The sequence below is a fragment of the Olsenella sp. AGMB03486 genome (assembly GCF_040884255.1).
Taxonomy (GTDB): domain Bacteria; phylum Actinomycetota; class Coriobacteriia; order Coriobacteriales; family Atopobiaceae; genus Olsenella_L; species Olsenella_L kribbiana.
Genome location: NZ_JBEVTM010000003.1, coordinates 17,499 through 34,357 on the forward strand (window position 1 = coordinate 17,499; position 16,859 = coordinate 34,357).

17 protein-coding genes and 1 tRNA gene are annotated in these 16,859 nt (G+C 60.3%); 6 read left to right on the forward strand and 12 right to left on the reverse strand.

All coding sequences use genetic code 11. The annotated features are described in order from the left end of the window. Positions 1 to 215: 215 nt before the first annotated feature. Together ABVS03_RS01975 and ABVS03_RS01980 are read left to right on the forward strand one after the other, a co-directional pair. Positions 216 to 668, forward strand: coding sequence for a hypothetical protein (locus ABVS03_RS01975; protein WP_059055386.1), 453 nt, complete (start codon positions 216 to 218; stop codon positions 666 to 668). 284 nt (positions 669 to 952) lie between these two features. Continuing rightward, positions 953 to 1,990: a DUF4236 domain-containing protein gene (locus tag ABVS03_RS01980; RefSeq protein ID WP_326831963.1), complete on the forward strand. Its 1,038-nt coding sequence runs from the start codon at positions 953 to 955 to the stop codon at positions 1,988 to 1,990. A 206-nt stretch (positions 1,991 to 2,196) separates the two neighbouring features. On the opposite strand, the gene ABVS03_RS01985 is transcribed toward ABVS03_RS01980, so the two are convergent. From ABVS03_RS01985 to ABVS03_RS02015, 7 genes are all read right to left on the reverse strand, one after another. Then, complete coding sequence (locus tag ABVS03_RS01985; protein WP_059055383.1) at positions 2,197 to 3,111, reverse strand: ATP-binding protein; 915 nt, start codon at positions 3,109 to 3,111, stop codon at positions 2,197 to 2,199. A gap of 31 nt (positions 3,112 to 3,142) precedes the next feature. Continuing rightward, positions 3,143 to 3,589 carry a hypothetical protein gene (locus ABVS03_RS01990; RefSeq protein WP_368017812.1) on the reverse strand — a complete coding sequence of 149 codons (447 nt, stop codon included), beginning with the start codon at positions 3,587 to 3,589 and terminating at the stop codon, positions 3,143 to 3,145. After that, the gene (locus ABVS03_RS01995; RefSeq protein WP_059055378.1) at positions 3,586 to 3,861 is read right to left on the reverse strand and encodes a helix-turn-helix domain-containing protein; all 276 of its coding nucleotides are present in this window, start codon (positions 3,859 to 3,861) and stop codon (positions 3,586 to 3,588) included. Before ABVS03_RS01995 ends, ABVS03_RS01990 begins: the two co-directional genes overlap by 4 nt. Positions 3,862 to 3,918: 57 nt before the next feature. Further along, entirely contained in the window at positions 3,919 to 4,107 is a 189-nt protein-coding gene (locus tag ABVS03_RS02000) for a helix-turn-helix domain-containing protein (protein WP_368017813.1), read from the reverse strand. Positions 4,108 to 4,282: 175 nt separating this feature from the next. After that, positions 4,283 to 4,483 (reverse strand): helix-turn-helix domain-containing protein, encoded by a 201-nt coding sequence (locus tag ABVS03_RS02005; protein ID WP_059055374.1) that lies wholly within the window; start codon positions 4,481 to 4,483, stop codon positions 4,283 to 4,285. A gap of 553 nt (positions 4,484 to 5,036) precedes the next feature. Continuing rightward, positions 5,037 to 5,113: transfer RNA gene (locus ABVS03_RS02010), tRNA-Pro, on the reverse strand. Between the two features lie 83 nt (positions 5,114 to 5,196). Further along, on the reverse strand, positions 5,197 to 6,432 hold the full coding sequence (locus tag ABVS03_RS02015) for an immunoglobulin-like domain-containing protein (RefSeq protein ID WP_368017814.1): 1,236 nt from the start codon (positions 6,430 to 6,432) through the stop codon (positions 5,197 to 5,199). A 333-nt stretch (positions 6,433 to 6,765) separates the two neighbouring features. On the opposite strand from ABVS03_RS02015, the gene ABVS03_RS02020 reads away from it, so the two are divergent. From ABVS03_RS02020 to ABVS03_RS02035, 4 genes are all read left to right on the forward strand, one after another. Next, positions 6,766 to 7,170, forward strand: coding sequence for a phosphatase PAP2 family protein (locus ABVS03_RS02020; RefSeq protein ID WP_368017920.1), 405 nt, complete (start codon positions 6,766 to 6,768; stop codon positions 7,168 to 7,170). After that, positions 7,149 to 8,576 carry a sensor histidine kinase gene (locus ABVS03_RS02025; RefSeq protein WP_368017815.1) on the forward strand — a complete coding sequence of 476 codons (1,428 nt, stop codon included), beginning with the start codon at positions 7,149 to 7,151 and terminating at the stop codon, positions 8,574 to 8,576. Before ABVS03_RS02020 ends, ABVS03_RS02025 begins: the two co-directional genes overlap by 22 nt. An 8-nt stretch (positions 8,577 to 8,584) precedes the next feature. Next, positions 8,585 to 9,280 (forward strand): response regulator transcription factor, encoded by a 696-nt coding sequence (locus ABVS03_RS02030; RefSeq protein ID WP_368017816.1) that lies wholly within the window; start codon positions 8,585 to 8,587, stop codon positions 9,278 to 9,280. 97 nt (positions 9,281 to 9,377) lie between these two features. Beyond that, on the forward strand, positions 9,378 to 10,034 hold the full coding sequence (locus ABVS03_RS02035) for a DedA family protein (protein ID WP_368017817.1): 657 nt from the start codon (positions 9,378 to 9,380) through the stop codon (positions 10,032 to 10,034). A gap of 53 nt (positions 10,035 to 10,087) precedes the next feature. On the opposite strand, the gene ABVS03_RS02040 is transcribed toward ABVS03_RS02035, so the two are convergent. The 5 genes from ABVS03_RS02040 to ABVS03_RS02060 form a co-directional block, all read right to left on the reverse strand. Continuing rightward, positions 10,088 to 10,447 carry a DUF1667 domain-containing protein gene (locus ABVS03_RS02040; protein WP_368017818.1) on the reverse strand — a complete coding sequence of 120 codons (360 nt, stop codon included), beginning with the start codon at positions 10,445 to 10,447 and terminating at the stop codon, positions 10,088 to 10,090. Positions 10,448 to 10,449: 2 nt separating this feature from the next. Further along, the gene (locus tag ABVS03_RS02045; RefSeq protein WP_368017819.1) at positions 10,450 to 11,712 is read right to left on the reverse strand and encodes an NAD(P)/FAD-dependent oxidoreductase; all 1,263 of its coding nucleotides are present in this window, start codon (positions 11,710 to 11,712) and stop codon (positions 10,450 to 10,452) included. Further along, positions 11,712 to 13,187 (reverse strand): NAD(P)/FAD-dependent oxidoreductase, encoded by a 1,476-nt coding sequence (locus tag ABVS03_RS02050; RefSeq protein WP_368017820.1) that lies wholly within the window; start codon positions 13,185 to 13,187, stop codon positions 11,712 to 11,714. Before ABVS03_RS02050 ends, ABVS03_RS02045 begins: the two co-directional genes overlap by 1 nt. A 67-nt stretch (positions 13,188 to 13,254) precedes the next feature. Beyond that, positions 13,255 to 15,129 (reverse strand): ABC transporter ATP-binding protein, encoded by a 1,875-nt coding sequence (locus tag ABVS03_RS02055; RefSeq protein WP_368017821.1) that lies wholly within the window; start codon positions 15,127 to 15,129, stop codon positions 13,255 to 13,257. Continuing rightward, positions 15,122 to 16,852, reverse strand: a complete 1,731-nt coding sequence (locus ABVS03_RS02060; protein ID WP_368017822.1) for an ABC transporter ATP-binding protein — start codon at positions 16,850 to 16,852, stop codon at positions 15,122 to 15,124. The genes ABVS03_RS02055 and ABVS03_RS02060 overlap by 8 nt, the downstream gene beginning before the upstream one ends. Positions 16,853 to 16,859 lie beyond the last annotated feature (7 nt).

Genomic DNA, 16,859 nt, shown 5'->3' on the forward strand with positions numbered 1-16,859 from the left:
GGTGCCGGTTGCGGCCCGCCGCCTACGATTCAATGCGAGGCGGCTGTCCGTATGGGCCGCGTTGTCCGCGGTGGCCGGCTAAGTACCTGCTGCCGGGCCTCTGAATTGCTAGCATCTTATGGCAGGCAGGTTTGGCGCTACCGGAACCGCCGCTTTATATACGCGCCGCGGACCTCGCCCAAGGGTTCCGAGTGCTCGATTACTGGGAGCGTCTCATGGAGTGGATAGGAATCGATTCTCAGATGGCCGCAGACGCCATGATGGAGCGTCTCGACGGAATGCACGACTGGTACGTCTCGGGGTTTTCATACGACCCGTTGGGCAGGGCTGGCGGTACGGATTTGAGTCTAGGCCGCTTCAAGACCGAGACGGACTCGCTCGTAGTCGGCTTCAGGTACGATTCGGAATCGCGCGACGGGGTGTACCCAGAGTTCGAGATGATGTTCCAGGAGGTGTACCAGCTCTCCTTCTCCTCCAACAGAGACCCCGACCCGATATACGAGGCAACGCTCAGGAAATCAATCCAAGGGGTCTGGATCTTTGCGGATGACTCGGGACTCACCGACAAGGAGATGGACGACGAGCGAAGCTGCCTGGGATGCTTCTGGGTTCGCTGCGGTGCCGTGTTCTGGCGTCCCCTTACCTTTCCAGATGCCGAGGACTGGTAGTACCAATGTGGTAGGGAGAGCTTTGCAGAAGACAGCCAGAGCTCTGTGTCGAAAGTAGACTTAGAGCTGAACTACTTCCGATACTTCGGGCCATCACGATAGGCCCAGTTCTCATACATGATGCGCATGCCATCGATCCGGCCCAGAGCAAGGTCTCAGCGACATGGGCCAATATGCCTAACTACACCAAGGTTATCAAGTTCGCAACGGCATGATAAGGTCTTGGTTGGGCTTAAGGCTGACCCCGCAGACATGCGGTGATTGAGGAGGAATGTACCTTGGGTGTGCGTTTTCGGAAGAGCGTCAACTTGGGCGGAGGATTCCGCGTCAACGTCAGCAAGAGCGGCATCGGGTACAGCTGGGGCACGAAGGGCTACCGCTACACGAAGACAGCGAAGGGCTCCTCGCGACGGACGTACTCGATACCGGGCACTGGGCTCTCGTACGTCAGCGAGAGCGGCAAGAGTAAGCGCCCGAGCTCAGAGAGCCACGCCCGTGGAGCAAGCCATTCGCAGCAGGCGGAGGTTTCGAACGCCGTAAGCACGGAGAGCGTGAATGCTGGCGACTACCAGCCGGCGGAGTACGAGGAGCTGCTGGCCCAGATGAGGAAGGCGCAGAGGCTCGATTACCTCAGCTCTTGGCTGATCGCGACGATAATCCTCGCAGCCCTCCCGCCCTTCATCCTCACGGCGTTCGCTGGCGCCGTTCTCAAGATTGTCGTCCGCTCGAAGATGAGGGTACCGATGGAGTACTCGTTCGACGACGAGTCACGGGCCGCCTATGTAGACCTCTCCGCGATCTGGATGAGCCTAAACAAGAATAACAGGTTCTGGCAGACGGTCTCCGAGACCAGCCTGGACAGGAAGACGAGCGGCGGGGCGGCGCGCGGCGTCAAGAGGATTCCGGCCAGGGCAACCAACAAGCTGCCGTTCTTCGTGGAGTCCAACGTTCAGCCGTTCGGCCTGAAGCTGCGCAAGCAGCGCGTCTACTTCCTGCCCGACAAGGTCCTCGTCGTCGCGAGGACAGACGTGGGCGCCATCAGCTATGCGGACCTCGACATGGACTTTGGCATGTCACACTTCGTGGAGACGGACTCTGTCCCCAAGGATGCGAAGGTCATAGGGCAGACGTGGCTCAAGGTGAACAAGAACGGGACACCCGACAAACGCTTCAAGAACAACAAGCAGGTGCCTATCTGTGAATACGGAAGCGTGCTCGTGACGTCGAATTCGGGTCTGCACATCGAGCTGATGTGCTCCAACAGCAACACGGTCAGCGAGATGCGCACATCTGCGAAAAAGTTTGAGACTTTCCTACGGTAAAGCAGATCACCGACATGAGACAGTGAGGAATGGAGCAGCAACTTCAGATGAATCTGAGGCTGCTTTCATAAACGTTGGGCTTTGAATGGGCCCTGTGTCACAAACGGTGACACAGGGCCAATTTCTGCTGGCAGATGTCAATCCGCCTGTTGCACAAGCTCTTCTCTGTGGTTCACTGAACAACGGACAGGAACATCGACAAGCCGCTACCTGAAATTGTCGAGCTTTGATCGTTTCGCAACATCACATGTCCTTTGCATAGTCTGCATCCCAAGAGGTTTCCAGGCGTCCCCCCTCAGGTCCGGCCCCGAGAGCGTCACGTCGGCGCACATCGCGGCGATTCGAGAGACTATCGCAGCCGCAGTCTCCGCCTCGCCGGTCGACGCGAGCCTTGCCCTCAGCTGTCCCAGCGTGTACTGCGACGTGATGACGGTCGGCCTCATTCCCTCGTATCTCGCGTTGACGATGGTGAACAGCGTCATGAGCGACCACCTCGAGCTCGACTCCTTGCCCAGGTCGTCGAGGACGAGCATCTCGCACGAGGCGTACCTCTCGAGCGCCCTTTTGCTCGAGCCTCCTCCGTCGAAGGTCTCCCTGATGTTCGAGAAGATCGCGATAGCGGAGGTGAAGACGGTCCTCAGACCACGGTCCGAGGCGGCGATCGCGACCGCCGCGGCGTTGTGGGTCTTCCCCGTGCCGACCGGACCGTGGATGAAGAGCCCGTCAGAGGTGGACCCGGAGATCGCGTCCGCATAGGCGATGCACTGGGCCTCGGTCGGCGCCGCACGGCGAAACCTGAGCGGGATGCCCGACCTATCGAGCCTTCGCTCCCTCTCCATCGCCCTCTCTTCCAGGATCCTCTGCTCCTCCTCCATCCTCTCGCGCACGGACCCGTCGCATTCGCAGGGCTCGTGCGACACCCAGGCAATGCTGCCGAAGACGGGGATTCCGAGCGGTCGGAGCTGCCTCCCGCAGTGCGCGCACCTCACGGGAGGCGGTGCCTCCCGTGCGAAGCCCCGTGCAATCGCCTCCTCGGGCGTTATGAGTACCTGCGGGCGCGTCTCCCTTCCGTCACGTCCCGTGTCCGCGTGGAAATCGCCCATCGAGCCCACGATGCCCACCCCCTCTAGGAACTCTCCTATGAGATTCGTTCTAATCGTCTTTTCTATCTATATAGGGGCGGACATTCTGTCCGCCATCATGGCCAGGATGTCCGGAGTCACGGACAAATTGTCCGCCCCCGGGCGCCCTCGCGGACAATTTGTCCGCGTCGGCCCCGCGCTCCACGAGCTGAATCGCGTCCCTGACTGCCTCCCTGCGCAGGACGAACGCCCTGCCCCTCGCGCACTGCGCGGGGCAGTCCGCCTCGGCTATGAGGTCCCTCGAGAGGAGGCTTCCCAGGGACCTTCTGACCTGCCTCTCTGACATGTTCAGGAACTCCGCGCAGCTCTCGGCCGACTCGAAGTAGGCGCCGGTATCCTCCTGGCAGAAGCTGAAGACCCTGGCGTAGACGAGGAGGTCGGACCCACGAAGCCCCAGCCCCTCCGTCATGAACCGATACACCGTTGCGAACTCGCCGGCCGAGTGCCCCCGCATCACGCTTGGCCCGTCTGCTTCTTCGCGGCATCGCGTACGAGCTGAGAGTTCGACTCGAGCCAGTCCATGAGGTCCTCGCGGTGTATGAAGCAGTTCCTCTGCTGCCCGAACAGGATGCGGAAGGGGAGCGGGTCATCCTCGCGATGCGCCAGCTCCCTGATCGTCCTCTCGCTGATGTGCAGGAGGCGGGACACCTCCTCGACGGAGTAGTACTCCTTGTAGAGTACGGCGCTGCGGCTGCCTTTGATTCCACGCGAGCTTGTGGTCTGTCTCATCTCTGATCAGCTCCATTCGAGACGCCGCGCGAGACCGACCGCAGACGGGAACCGGGCCTATTTGCCATCCATGCCGAGCCAGCAGGACATCCTGCTGTCCCTGCCGAGCGTTCTCATGAGCTCCGTCCTGTCGATGCGCCATTGGTTGCCGACTTTGACGGCGGGAATCTTGCGGTCTATGCAGAGCCGCCTGACCGTCCTGGCGGAGACCCGCAGGATCCTTGCCGCCTCGTCCGCCGATATCATGTCCAGGTTGCTTCCGATTTCCCGACGAATCATCCGAACCCCCTTGCCCCTACCAGGCAGCGAGGATACGAGGTGACGGCACGCCCCTTCAGGACGGGCCCGCGGCCAACCTTCCGTAAGCTTCCACAACGGCGGCCTGCGCACAAAACGCACGACGCCGCTCCCAAAGGCGGCGTCATTGGTCCAGCATCCCGACCAGCTGGGCGATCTTCCTCGGCGAGTAGTACCAGTTGTGGCCGAACTTCTTTGCTGGGATCTGCCCGTTATGGACCATGCGCAGGACCTGGCGCTCGCACAGCCCTAGGTACCGCGAGACCTCCTGCGTGCTGAGCGGTCGGTTCATCTGGGAGAGGTCTGGTGTCTGCTCTTCCTGCATGCGTGTCGCCTTCCCTCATCTGGTGTCACCTCCCATCCTCCGATGGAGCGTGACGCCCTTGGGTTACCTGACGGTTCGTATGCTATCCGCTGGTGTCGGCACCTCTGGCCGCGTTGGCCGACCTGTCCCCACTGTCCGTATCGGCCGCAATGGCCCGGAGTTCCCCCAGGGCGCCACGATTCCTACACATGCGCCCAACTCCGAGGATACCCAAGGCCGGCTGAAAGTTCGTATGCTGCGAGCATAGTCGCGGACATTTGTCTCCAGGCGAGCACCCTTGCGGAACCGAGGGGCCGAAGGACGGGCGGATTACACGCGTGAAGGCCAGCGGGAGGGGTTTCTAGGGCAGACGAATCGGCACGTTACTGATGCGATGATCTTGCACGAAGACGCGTACCGCGACCGTTCACCGAACAGTTTCTCACGGCGAGAGAAAAGACAAAAATGGACTTCAAAAGAAACGAGGGACACGGTTTGCAGTACGTAAATAGTACGTCAAATAGTACGTATAAGAAAAAAGGTCAGAGGCTTAAGCCTCTGACCTGCGGTTTCGTGGTCGGGTGGACTGGATTCGAACCAGCGACCCCTTGACCCCCAGTCAAGTGCGCTACCAAACTGCGCCACCACCCGTTTATGTGTTGTGCCACTCGCTCGCACAGCTCTGCTATAGTAGCATGAAATCTGGAAAGCGCAAAGGACTTTTTTATTCCTTTCTATATGACTCCCGTAAAGCTGTCGAGCCCGTAGGTTCCGAAGATGCGCATGCGCTTGAGCTGCATGGGATCGTCTCCTGGCTGCACCAGGCCATACTGTGTCGTGAAGGCAAGCTGGAAGCCGGCATCCCTCACTGCCTCAGGAGCGATGTCGGATACATCTCCGAAGGGATAGGCAAAGGCATCCTTTGTCTTCAGGATCTGGGCAGATCTGTCGAGGTCGGCCACGATATCTTCTTCGCTCATATCGAAGATTCTCCCGCCATGGCCCTTCTGCGTATAGCCAGCGCGGTGCATGTCATATGAGTGCGACTGGAACACGACATAGGGGCTTGCATGCTGCGAAAGCTTGTCCTGGACATCTGCATCTGAGCAGATCAAGAATGATGTCGCTGGAATCTTGTGCTTTTCGAGCTCAGGTATCGCGAGGTTCAGGAATCCCTGTGTTCCATCATCAAATGTGAGCGCGCAGGACCTGTCAGGCAGGGAGTGCTTCCCCTCGATGTAGGCTGCAAGCTCTGCCCAGGACGGATAGTAATAGCTGTGGTCATTCAGCCACTGGAGCTGCTCGTCGAGGCTTGTCGTGGAGATCATGTTCTGGTTCGTCGTGGCGCCTTCAGGAGGGTTCGCCGGATCGTAGACATCGTGGTACATGAAGACCGCTATGCCATCTGCATCCCATCCCCCATCGACTTCATCCATCACATGGACCGTGCGGGTCGCCGTCGCGACATATCCCGCTGAGTCTGAAACCGTGTAGGTGATGGTGTAGTCCCCTGCCTTCTGAGCATCCACAGTCCCTGACGCCGTCACCTTGTCCGTAATCTGCCCATCCGCAGCGTCATGCGCGTAGCAGCCGCCCTCGATATAGCTCTCGCCGCGCTTCACATAGGTATCGGCAGAGCCGGCAAGGGTCATGACGATACGGCCGTCATTGGGAAGGCCTGTCGAATCTTCAGAGGTATCTTCGGTCTCATCCGTCATCTGCTCTTCGGCAGCTGTGGTGTTCTGCTCTTCCGGCTGCTTGCCTTCGTTCTTCATCAGCCCATGGCCGGCAGCCACGACACAGAGCGCTACCGCGACGGCAGCAATGATGAAGGCTGCTATATGCCTGCGCCTTCTGCTTTCCTGCTTGACCCTGCGCTCTGCATAGCCCCTGGCCTCCTCTGCACGCGAATGCCGGGGCTCATACGGCTTCTCATCCGGGCCTGTCGGTCTCATATGGCTTGCTGCCATGCTGCGTCTCCCATCCTGAATGCACGCTGACAAGCTTCATGATAGCGGGCGCAGATGGCCATATCTAGCCATGCCGCCAGGCTGACACAGAGGGCAGGGTGTCTCCATTCAGAAGAGCAGGGAAGCCGCACATAGCATGCGGCTTCCCTGCTGAATTCATATGAATCCGCCTTCTCAGAAGGAACTCCTACCGTCGAGCATATCCTCGTCGAAGGGGATGCCCGCAAGCTTCATCGCAGTAGGAGCCTCGTCGATGAGGCGCAGGCCCTGGTATCAGCCTGACACGACACCGGGTCCCATCATGATGCAGCAGGGCTTCTCTGCGCGCTTGCGATTGCCTCGGACCATATCCTCAAGGCAATCCTCATCCGTCCCCATCCCGAGATGGCTCTGGCTGCTGCAGGCGACTGGAGCTTGCCCTCGGACCACACAACGCCCGTGGTCTGCGCTGCAGCGCTCATGGCACTCATCTGGCTCGGGAGGAGCCCCGATCATCCTGCAGCTAAAATCTCCCTCTGCCTTCTGTCGACCATCCTTGTTTCGCTTTCGCGCGTCTTCCTCGGCGTACACTATGTAACAGATGTCCTTGCTGCTGTGCCGCTCGGCTCCATCTGTGCCTGTGCAATCCGGATGGCAGCAAAGCATTTCAAGCCGCTTTCGCACCAGAGGATTTACGGTTCGCCGCCACGCAAGCAGCAGTCTGTGAAAGGCACCCTATGCAGAAACCGACTACCATAAAGCAGCGTCTCCGCCTCTCCAACATCTTGTCGCTCATCGTGCCACTCGCGGTCTGCATCGTCGTTGCGCTGGCGTGTGCAGCAGTCTTTCTCTTCCAGCTCAGAGGCGGCCTCGATCTCGAAATATCGGATGCCGAGGACATGGTCGCGCTTGGCCGCATGGTATCGGAGGCTTCCGGTGCCGTGCTCGAGTCAGGCGTGGAGCAGGCTGCACTCGATGAGATCGCACAGTCTGTTGCAGGTTCAGGAGCCATCCTCCAGGTCTATGGGGAGGACGGCTCGGTCCTCTATTCTTCGGGCACGGCATCACTGGAATCGGAACTCCTCGCCTCTGCGCGCACGCTCGACGACACAGATGGTGTCCTCGTCTCTTCAGCTGGCACGAGCCTCTATCTCCATCAGGAGGGAAGCTACGACGTCGCACTCTTCGGGCACTACGCGGAAGTCCGTGGCCATGTGCTCAAGCGCGCCTTTGCAATCTCCTTCTCGATTGTCGTCGCAGCAGCTGCCTTCACCATCCTCCTTCTTGACCGTGTCTCGAAGCATCTTGTCCTTGACCGCATCGTGGAGCGCCTCGACGAGCTCCAGGAGGGCGTCTCGCGCATCGCTCAGGGAGATCTTTCCTTCCGCCTGCCAGAAGGGCACGAAGACGAGTTCTCTCCCATCTGCCATGACTTCAACACGATGGCAGATGCTCTCATGAAGGCAGATGAGCGCTCGGAAGCCAATGCACGCTCCCGCCAAGAGCTCATTGCCGGCATCAGCCACGATCTCAGATCTCCTCTGACGTCGATCCAGGGCTATGTGGAGGGCCTGCTCGACGGAATTGCCAAGACGCCGGAGCGCGAGCGCCGCTACCTCGAGACGATAGACCGCAAGGCCCAGGAGCTCTCGCACCTCGTCTCCGAGCTCTTCCTGTTCTCGAAGCTCGACCTCGATGACTACCCGGCATCCATCGAGGAGGGCAACCTCTCGAGCGCCGCTTCTTCTATCTTGAAGAACACCCGCGAAGGCGACACTGCCGAGAGCATCATGATCGAGGAGGACCTGGAAACGCCAGTCCTTTGCCGCTTCGACCGCAAGCTCCTCTTCCGCTGCATATCGAATGTTGTCGGGAATGCACAGAAATACGCGCCCGGCGCAACGCTCCACATCTCTGCAACCACCACGGCAGATGGCGCAGTGCTCGAGCTTGCCGACAACGGCCCTGGAGTTGCACCAGAGACGCTTCCCCATCTCTTCGATGTCTTCTTCCGCACCGACCCTGCCCGCCAGCATCCGGAATCCGGCTCCGGTCTGGGCCTCGCTGTCGTCGCCCGTGCCATGCAGCGCATGAACGGCAGGGCAGAAGCTGCCAAGACACCTGGTGGTGGCCTCACGATACGTCTCACCTTCCCGAAATTCTAGGAGCAGATATGTCTCGCATACTCATCGTCGAAGACGACGAAGACATCGCCGAGCTTGAGCGCGACTATCTTGAGGCCAATGGCCTCGAGGCAGAGATTGCCTCGGATGGCCCCACAGGCCTCTCCAAGGCGCTCTCAGGCTCTTTCGATGCCATGATTCTCGATGTGATGCTTCCCGGCATGAACGGGTTCGATGTCTGCCGGAAGGTCCGCGAGAAGTCGGCCTTGCCTATACTTCTCGTGACAGCACGCACGGAGGATATCGACCAGATCAGAGGCCTCGGTCTCGGGGCCGATGGCTACGTCGTGAAGCCGTTCTCCCCTTCTGTCCTTGTGGCCCGCGTGAAGGCGCTCCTCGCCACGGCAGCGCGCAGAAATGCCGATACAGAGGCAGCTGAGCCTTCCTCCCTGATCGAGGCGGATGGAGTCACGATCGATCCTGCCAGCCACGAGGTGAAGGCACGAGGGAAAGATGTCGAGCTCACGAACCGGGAATACGAGCTTCTCCTCTTCCTTATGAAGCACCAAGGCACAGTCTTCTCCCGCGATGCCCTCTACGAGCGTGTCTGGGGCGAGGAAGCCCTGGGGGATGGTGCGACCGTGACGGTCCATATCCAGCGGCTGCGCGAGAAGATCGAACCCGATCCTTCGAACCCGAAGATCATCCAGACCGTGCGCGGCGCAGGCTACATCATCCGTCGCTGACCTCGAGTTTATGAACTGTTTATCCTGCGTTGGGAGAGCCTTGAGCTTTGCTCCGTACCATGAGGACACTACATGGCGCAACCTAAGGAGCTTTCCCATGCAGGACGCAATCTTCGCCTTCATGCTGCAGTTCGGCTATCTTGCCGTCAGTGCCCTCATCTTCCTCGAGAACGTCTTTCCGCCGATTCCGAGCGAGCTCATCCTCCCGCTTGCCGGCTTCTTCTCGAATGCCGGCGCGCTCTGGCTTCCGCTCGCCATCCTCGCAGCAACCGCCGGGTCTCTTGCCGGTGCCTATGTGCTCTATGCTGTCGGCACCAGGCTCGATAAGCGCCGCATGGAGAAGATCCTCTCTTCACGTCCCGCACGCCTTCTCGGCTTCGAGAAGGGCGATGTGCAGGCTGCCTTTGGCTGGTTCGAGACGAAGGGCGCCAAGACCGTCTTCATCTGCCGCTGCGTCCCTGTCGTGAGGAGCCTCATCTCGATCCCTGCCGGCATGTCGCACATGGGAATCCTGAAGTTCAGTGCCATGACCTTCGCAGGGTCGCTCATCTGGAATGCGATCCTCTGCGCGCTCGGCTATCTTGCAGGAGATGCCTGGCAGAATGCCGCATCAGGCGCCGCTTCCGTCATCGACCATGTCACCTATATCGTTCTTGCCGCTATCGCCGTAGCGGCGCTTGCCTGGTTCGTGAAGAGAGTCCTTCCGAAGATCAAGAGCCAGGGCAGGGGTGGCACAGGCCCTGTCGCAGAATAGCCGCCTACAAAGGAGGGCCGGATCGCTCCGGCCCTCCTTTCGTCTCTTGGCCCTCAGGCATTCCTCGTCGCGACGATATCGACCCCGGTTCCTGCGACATCTGCAAGCACCGTGTCGCCGATATGCACCGGCGCCTTTATCTCTGTTTTCGCAAGTGCTGCCATCACATCGAAGATCTTGCCCTTCGGCACGGGCTCTGCAGTCTTGACCGATACCATCTTCGAGGTGGCAGAGCCTTCCACCGGAACGGATGTCGTGACGATGCGTACCGGATTCGTGAGCTCCTGCCTCGCATAGATGTCGCCACGCTTGCAGGTGTTGCCCGTGACAGAGACGATGCTGTCTCCGTCGAACGTGACCGTCACCTGGCAGCCGAGGGGGCAGTTGATGCAGGTAAGCGTCTTCTCCTCCATGATCATGCCTCCTCGAGGACGACGCGGATGCTCTCGGCATCTGGATGCTTTTCCAGGTCAGCCTTCTTGAGGATGACCTGCTCCATCTCGCCTGGCGCCACAATCGGGCGCTTCTTGTGCGCGATGCGCGCGCCATCAACATAGACCGACTCGAAGACATTGCGCTTCACGGCACCGACACGGAAGCGCACAGTGAGCTTCTCGTCCATGGAAGCAGGGTCTATCGTGGCGGGAACCGTATAGCGCACGCCGCCTTCCGGCACGACGGGAATGCCTTTGCGCTCGCTTTCAGGCTCTCCTGTCTGCACATAGGCAGCCGCATGCGCACCTGCTGCAGCAGCCTCCTCAGAGACGTAGTCCACAAGATCATGCACATGCAGGACATTGCCGCAGGCAAAGACGCCCGGCACGTCGGTCTCAAGCTGCTCGTTCACGACCGGGCCCTTCGTAACCGGAGAGAGTGCGACGCCTGCCTTCTGCGAGAGCTCGTTTTCCGGAATGAGGCCGCAGGAGAGAAGGAGCGTATCGCACGTGTAGTGCTCTTCGGTCCCCGGAATCGGCTTCAGATGCTCGTCGACTTCAGCGATCCAGACGCCCTCGACACGCTTGTCGCCTTCGATCTTCACGACGGTATGGCTAAGTTTGAGCGGGATGCCGAAGTCATCGAGGCACTGCACGATATTCCTCTTGAGGCCGCCCGAGTATGGCATGAGCTCAGCGACGACCTGGACATGGGCGCCTTCGAGCGTGAGCCTGCGGGCCATGATGAGGCCAATGTCGCCCGAGCCTAGGATTACGACCTCACGTCCCGGAAGGACGCCTTCGATGTTCACGAGATGCTGCGCGCATCCTGCCGTATAGATGCCGGCAGGACGGGTGCCCGGGATATTGAGGGCGCCACGCGGCCTCTCTCGGCAGCCCATTGCAAGTATCACAGAGCCTGCTTCGATCTGGATGAGGCCGAGCTCGGGGCTCACGGCCGTGACGACGCGGTCGTGGCTGATATCGATGACCGTGCATTCGAGCAGGCACTCGATGCCGCGCTTCTTTGCCTCATCGATATAGCGCTGCGCATACTCGGGGCCCGTGAGCTCCTCGTCGAACGTATGGAGACCGAACCCGTTATGGATGCACTGGTTGAGGATGCCGCCGAGCCTGTCTTCGCGCTCGAGGACGACGATATCTTTGAGCCCTGCATCATAGGCAGAGATGGCAGCAGCAAGGCCGGCAGGACCGCCGCCGACGACAACACAGGAACGCTTCATCAGCGCTCGCCTCCTTCCCCATAGCAGTCCTTGTCGTGGCCAACCACGAACTCCGAGCCTTTGCCCTTCTTCGTGATGCTCTCGAGCGTGAGCTCTGGCACCTCGCGGGCCAGGATATCCATGACTTTGGGAGTGCAGAAGCCTCCCTGGCAGCGTCCCATGCCGCAGCGCACACGGCGCTTGATGCCGTCAAGGGACCGGGCTCCGCAGGGGCGCTTTATTGCATCGACGATCTCGCCCTCGCTCACTTCCTCGCAGCGGCAGACAATCCTGCCATAGGCGGGATTCTTCTCTATGAGCGCGCGGCGCTCCTCGACAGGAAGTGCTGCTGCATGCACGATGCCCTGGCGCTTCGTGGCGTAGCTGCCTTCTGGCTTCCGCTCGAGCTTCAGGATGTCAGAGACGATGATAGCAACAGCTTCGCCCAAGGCAGGCGCCGAGGTAAGGCCCGGAGATTCGATGCCGGAGCAGTCGACGAAGCCCGGCGCATCCTTTGCCTCTCCCACAAGGAACTCATGCTCAGGCCTATGGGCGCGAAGGCCTGCGAAGGAGGTGATGACCTCGCGGAGCGGCAGATCCTTCACGGTCTTGGCAGCGCCCTTTCTGACGGCGTCGAGCCCCTCTGCAGTCGTCGTGGTATCGTCCTCGTCTTCCTGATCGGTCGCCGTGGGACCCAGAATCAGGTTCCCGTGGCAGGTAGGCGTCACGAGGATGCCCTTGCCCATCTTCGATGGCAGGCAGAAGATCGTGTGATGCACATGTCCGCCCGCGCGCTTGTCGAGCAGGAGATATTCGCCGCGCCGCGGCACGATCTTCATCTTGTCGGCAGAGACCTGGTTGTGGATCTCGGCAGCATGCGTGCCGGCGGCATTCACGACACAGCGGGCGCGGAATGTGCCATCCTCGGTCTCTATCTTCCAGAGGCCATCTGCCTCTTTCGAGAGCGTCTTGGCCTCGCAAGATGTAAGGATGGTGGCGCCGTTCGTCTCTGCAACCTCGGCCTGCGCAATCGTCAGAAGGAACGGGTCGACGATCCCTGCGGTCGGCGCCCACAGGGCTCCTGTTGCTTCGTCAGAGATGTTCGGCTCCATCTCGACGAGGCGGTCGCGCCCGATGACCTCAAGGCCCTTGACGCCGTTCTTCTCGCCGCGCTCCTTCAATGCTTCGAGCTTCGGCATATCCTCCACGTCCGTGCAGACGACAAGAGAACCGATGCGCTCAAACGGCACATCGAGGTCTTCGCAGACCTTGCCCATCATCTCGTTTCCGGCCACATTGTACTTTGCCATGAGCGTGCCCGGCTCTGCGTCATAGCCCGCATGGACGATAGCGGAATTCGCCTTCGAGGTGCCGGAGCAGACATCGTCTCCACGCTCGAGGACGAGGATGCTGCACTGGCGCTCTGAAAGATTGCGCGCAATGGCCGTGCCGACAACGCCTGCGCCGATGATGCAGACATCATATGCGTCATTCATGAAAGCATAACCCCCTCTCGTTGGAAGAAAGCCGTACTTCCTTCCCCGAGAGTGAGTCTATGCAATGTCAATCCGCGGCACTGCCACTTTTCGGCAATGCAGCCCATTGGCTTCTGTAGAGGTTCGCATAGAAGCCGCCCTTGGCAAGCAGCTCGTCGTGCGTGCCACGCTCGATGATGTGGCCGCCATCGATCACGAGGATGCAGTCGGCATTCCTGACCGTCGAGAGGCGGTGCGCCACGACGAGCGAGGTCCTTCCCACCATCATGCGGTCGAAGGCATCCTGCACCTGGAGCTCGGTACGCGTATCGATAGAGCTCGTTGCCTCGTCGAGGAGGAGAATCGGAGGATCTTGGAGCATGACGCGGGCAATGCAGAGAAGCTGGCGCTGTCCCTGCGAGATCGTCCCGCCATCCTCGCCGATCACGGTGTCATAGCCCTGAGGCAGCTGCTGGATGAAGCCGTCGGCATGTGCCTGACGTGCGGCTGCCTCGACCTCTCCGATGGTCGCATCGGGCCTGCCATAGGCGATGTTGTCCCGCACCGTGCCTTTGAAGAGCCACGTATCCTGAAGGACCATGCCGAAGGCAGAGCGAAGCGAGGCACGTGTGAGCGTCTGAGTGTCATGGCCGTCGACCTCGATCGAGCCCGAATCCACGTCGTAGAAGCGCAGAAGCAGGTTGATCAAGGTCGTCTTGCCGCAGCCTGTAGGGCCGACAAGTGCAAGGCGTGTGCCCGGCTTGGCCGAGAACGCTATGTCCTGGAGAAGCTTTGCATCTTTCCTGTAGGAGAAGCTCACATCCTTGAAGGCAAGCTCCCCCTTCGGATCCTCGAGGACAATCGCATCCACTGCATCCGGCTTCTCTTCCTCGGCATCAAGCAATGCGAACACGCGCCTGGCCGAGGCGAAGGCTGTCTGGACCTGCGTCACGATGGCAGAGATCTCGTTGAAGGGCTTCATGTACTGGTTCGCATAGGTGAGGAAGCTCTGCACCTGGCCGACGGTCAGAGGAGATGGCCAGCCAGTCACGACCGCAGAGATGCCGACAGCGGCAACCGCGGCGTAGATGATGTTGTTGACCAGACGGGTCGAAGGGTTCGAGAGGGAGCTTATGAACTGAGCCTTGCGGCCGGCACCATAGAGCTTCTCGTTGATGGCCTCGAATGCAGCAATGCTTCTCTTCTGGTAGGCAAAGGCGCTCACAAGCTTCTGGTTCGAGATCATCTCTTCTGCATAGCCGGTAAGCGAGCCCTGGAGCGCCTGCTGCGCAGCGAAGCTCTTCGCAGAGCCGCGGGCAATGAGCCATGCGACGAGGATGGATAGCGGCGTCAGCACGACGACGATGCAGGCCACCGGCACCGAGAGCGAGAACATGAAGATGAGCGTGCCCGCAATCATCACGATGCCATTGAAGAGCTGCGTGAAGCCCTGGACAAGACCGTCTCCCACCGCATCGATATCGTTGATGACACGGGAGAGCAGGTCGCCATGAGCATGGGTATCGAGGAAGGAGAGCGGCACGCGGTCGAACTTGTCATAGGCGTCGACGCGGAGGTCTCTGACCGTCTGGTAGGCAAGCCGGTTCGTGCCATAGCCACCTGCCCAGTTTGCAGCTGCCGCGACAGCGATTGTGCAGGCCAGGCGGATGAGGATAGGCTGAAGCGCCGCAAAATCGACCGTCCCAGCCGATACCATCGTATCGATGGCCTGGCCGATCAGGATGGGGACGATGAGCTGTGCCACGACAGAGATGACAGAGCACGCAAACGAGGCAAGCGCCAGCGCTGCATAGGGCTTCACATAATGTGAAAGGCGCGCAAGCACGATCTTTACCGGCATGTCCGGTGCATCGAAGCGCGGGTCGTGGCTTTCTCCCTGAGCGCCTGCTGCGGCAGAAAGCATGGCCTTGGCAGAGGCGCCTCCCTGGTAGGCATTAGGCATGGTCTGCCTCCTTTCCAGCAAGCTGCGACGAGCAGATCTCGCGATAGATGTCGCAGGTGCCGAGGAGCTCCTCATGGGTGCCCAGGCCTTCGACCTTGCCATGATGAAGGACCAATATCTGGTCTGCACCCATGACAGCAGAGATGCGCTGCGAGATGATCACGCAGGCCGGATGCTGAGGAAGAGACCTCAGCGCCTCGCGCAGACGTGCATCGGTCGCAAAGTCGAGGGCAGATGCCGAATCATCGAGCACGATGAGAGATGGTTCGCCGACAAGGGCGCGGGCAATCGTCAGGCGCTGCTTCTGGCCGCCGGAGAAGTTCCTGCCGTCTGCCTCCACGACAGAGTCGAGACCAGCCTCCTTCGCACGGACGAAGTCTGCTGCCTGCGCTGCCCGAAGGGCTGCCCAGAGCTTCTCATCTGTCGCATCAGGCACCCTCCAGGTCAGGTTCGAGCGGATCGTGCCCGTCACGAGATGCGCGGTCTGGGGAACGCTTGCCACTTCATGCCTGAGCTCGTCTAGGGGCCATGCACGCACATCCTGCCCGAAGACGGAGACCGTGCCTTCCGTTGCGTCATAGAGCCTCGGAATGAGGCTCGCAAGCGTCGATTTGCCGGAACCTGTGCCGCCGATGATGCCCAAAGTCTCGCCCTGTCCAAGCGTGAGCGTCACATCGGCGAGTGCAGGCTTGCCAGGTCCATAGGAGAATCCGACGTGGTCGAGCGCAAGCGCAGGAGCATCAGCGGCAGCTGCAGGAGCCTCCGCATCCTGCGCATCGCAGACAGATGGCTCGGTCGCAAGCACCTCGTCGATCCTTTTCCTCGAGGCAGCCGCTCGGTTGAAGATGATCGCGAGATTCGCGACATAGGCAATGGCAATCAGGACCTGCGTCATGTAGTTCACGAAGGCAACGATCTGGCCCTGCTGGAGGACGCCTGCCTCCACCTTGAAGCCGCCTGCCCAGAGCACGCAGACGACACCGAAGTTCATGAGGAGATAGGCGCCCGGGTTCAGGAGCGCAGCAAGCTTTCCGACCTTGATGGCAGTATCTGCCTGGGAGACGGCAGCCGCATGGAAGCGCTTCTCCTCTTCCTTCTCATGCCTGAAGGCGCGGATGACACGGACACCTGAGAGCGCCTCGCGTGTCACGAGCGAGATATGGTCGAGCTTCTTCTGCATGAGCGTGTAGTACGGAATCGAGCGCTTCATCACAAGATAGAAGACCAGGACGACCAGCGGCGTCACGGCGAGGAAGATGAGGCCGAGCGTGCGGTCGATCATGATGGCAGCGGCAAGCGAGCCGACCGCCAGGATCGGCCAGCGGATGAGCTGCCGTATTGCCATGGCAGCCGCGAGCTGGATCTGGTTCACGTCGTTTGTGATCCTCGTCACGAGAGACGGGGTGCCGATGCGGTCGATCTCGGCAGCGCCGAAGCTGTTGATCTTCCTGAAGAGCGCATTCCTCATGTCCGTGCCGACACCCTGCGAGACCTTCGATGCGACATGCTGCGTCACGAGCGTCGAGCAGTATCCTGCGCATGCCATGCACACAAGAAGGATGCCGCGCCGCACGACATACTCTGCGTCATGCGTCGCGACACCCACATCGATCATATCGGCCACAATCAGAGGCGTCATGACATCGAAGACGACCTCGACCGTCTTGAAGAGCATGCCGACGATGGTCCTCAGACGGTATTTCTTCCAGAGCTCCTGCTCCATCTACACT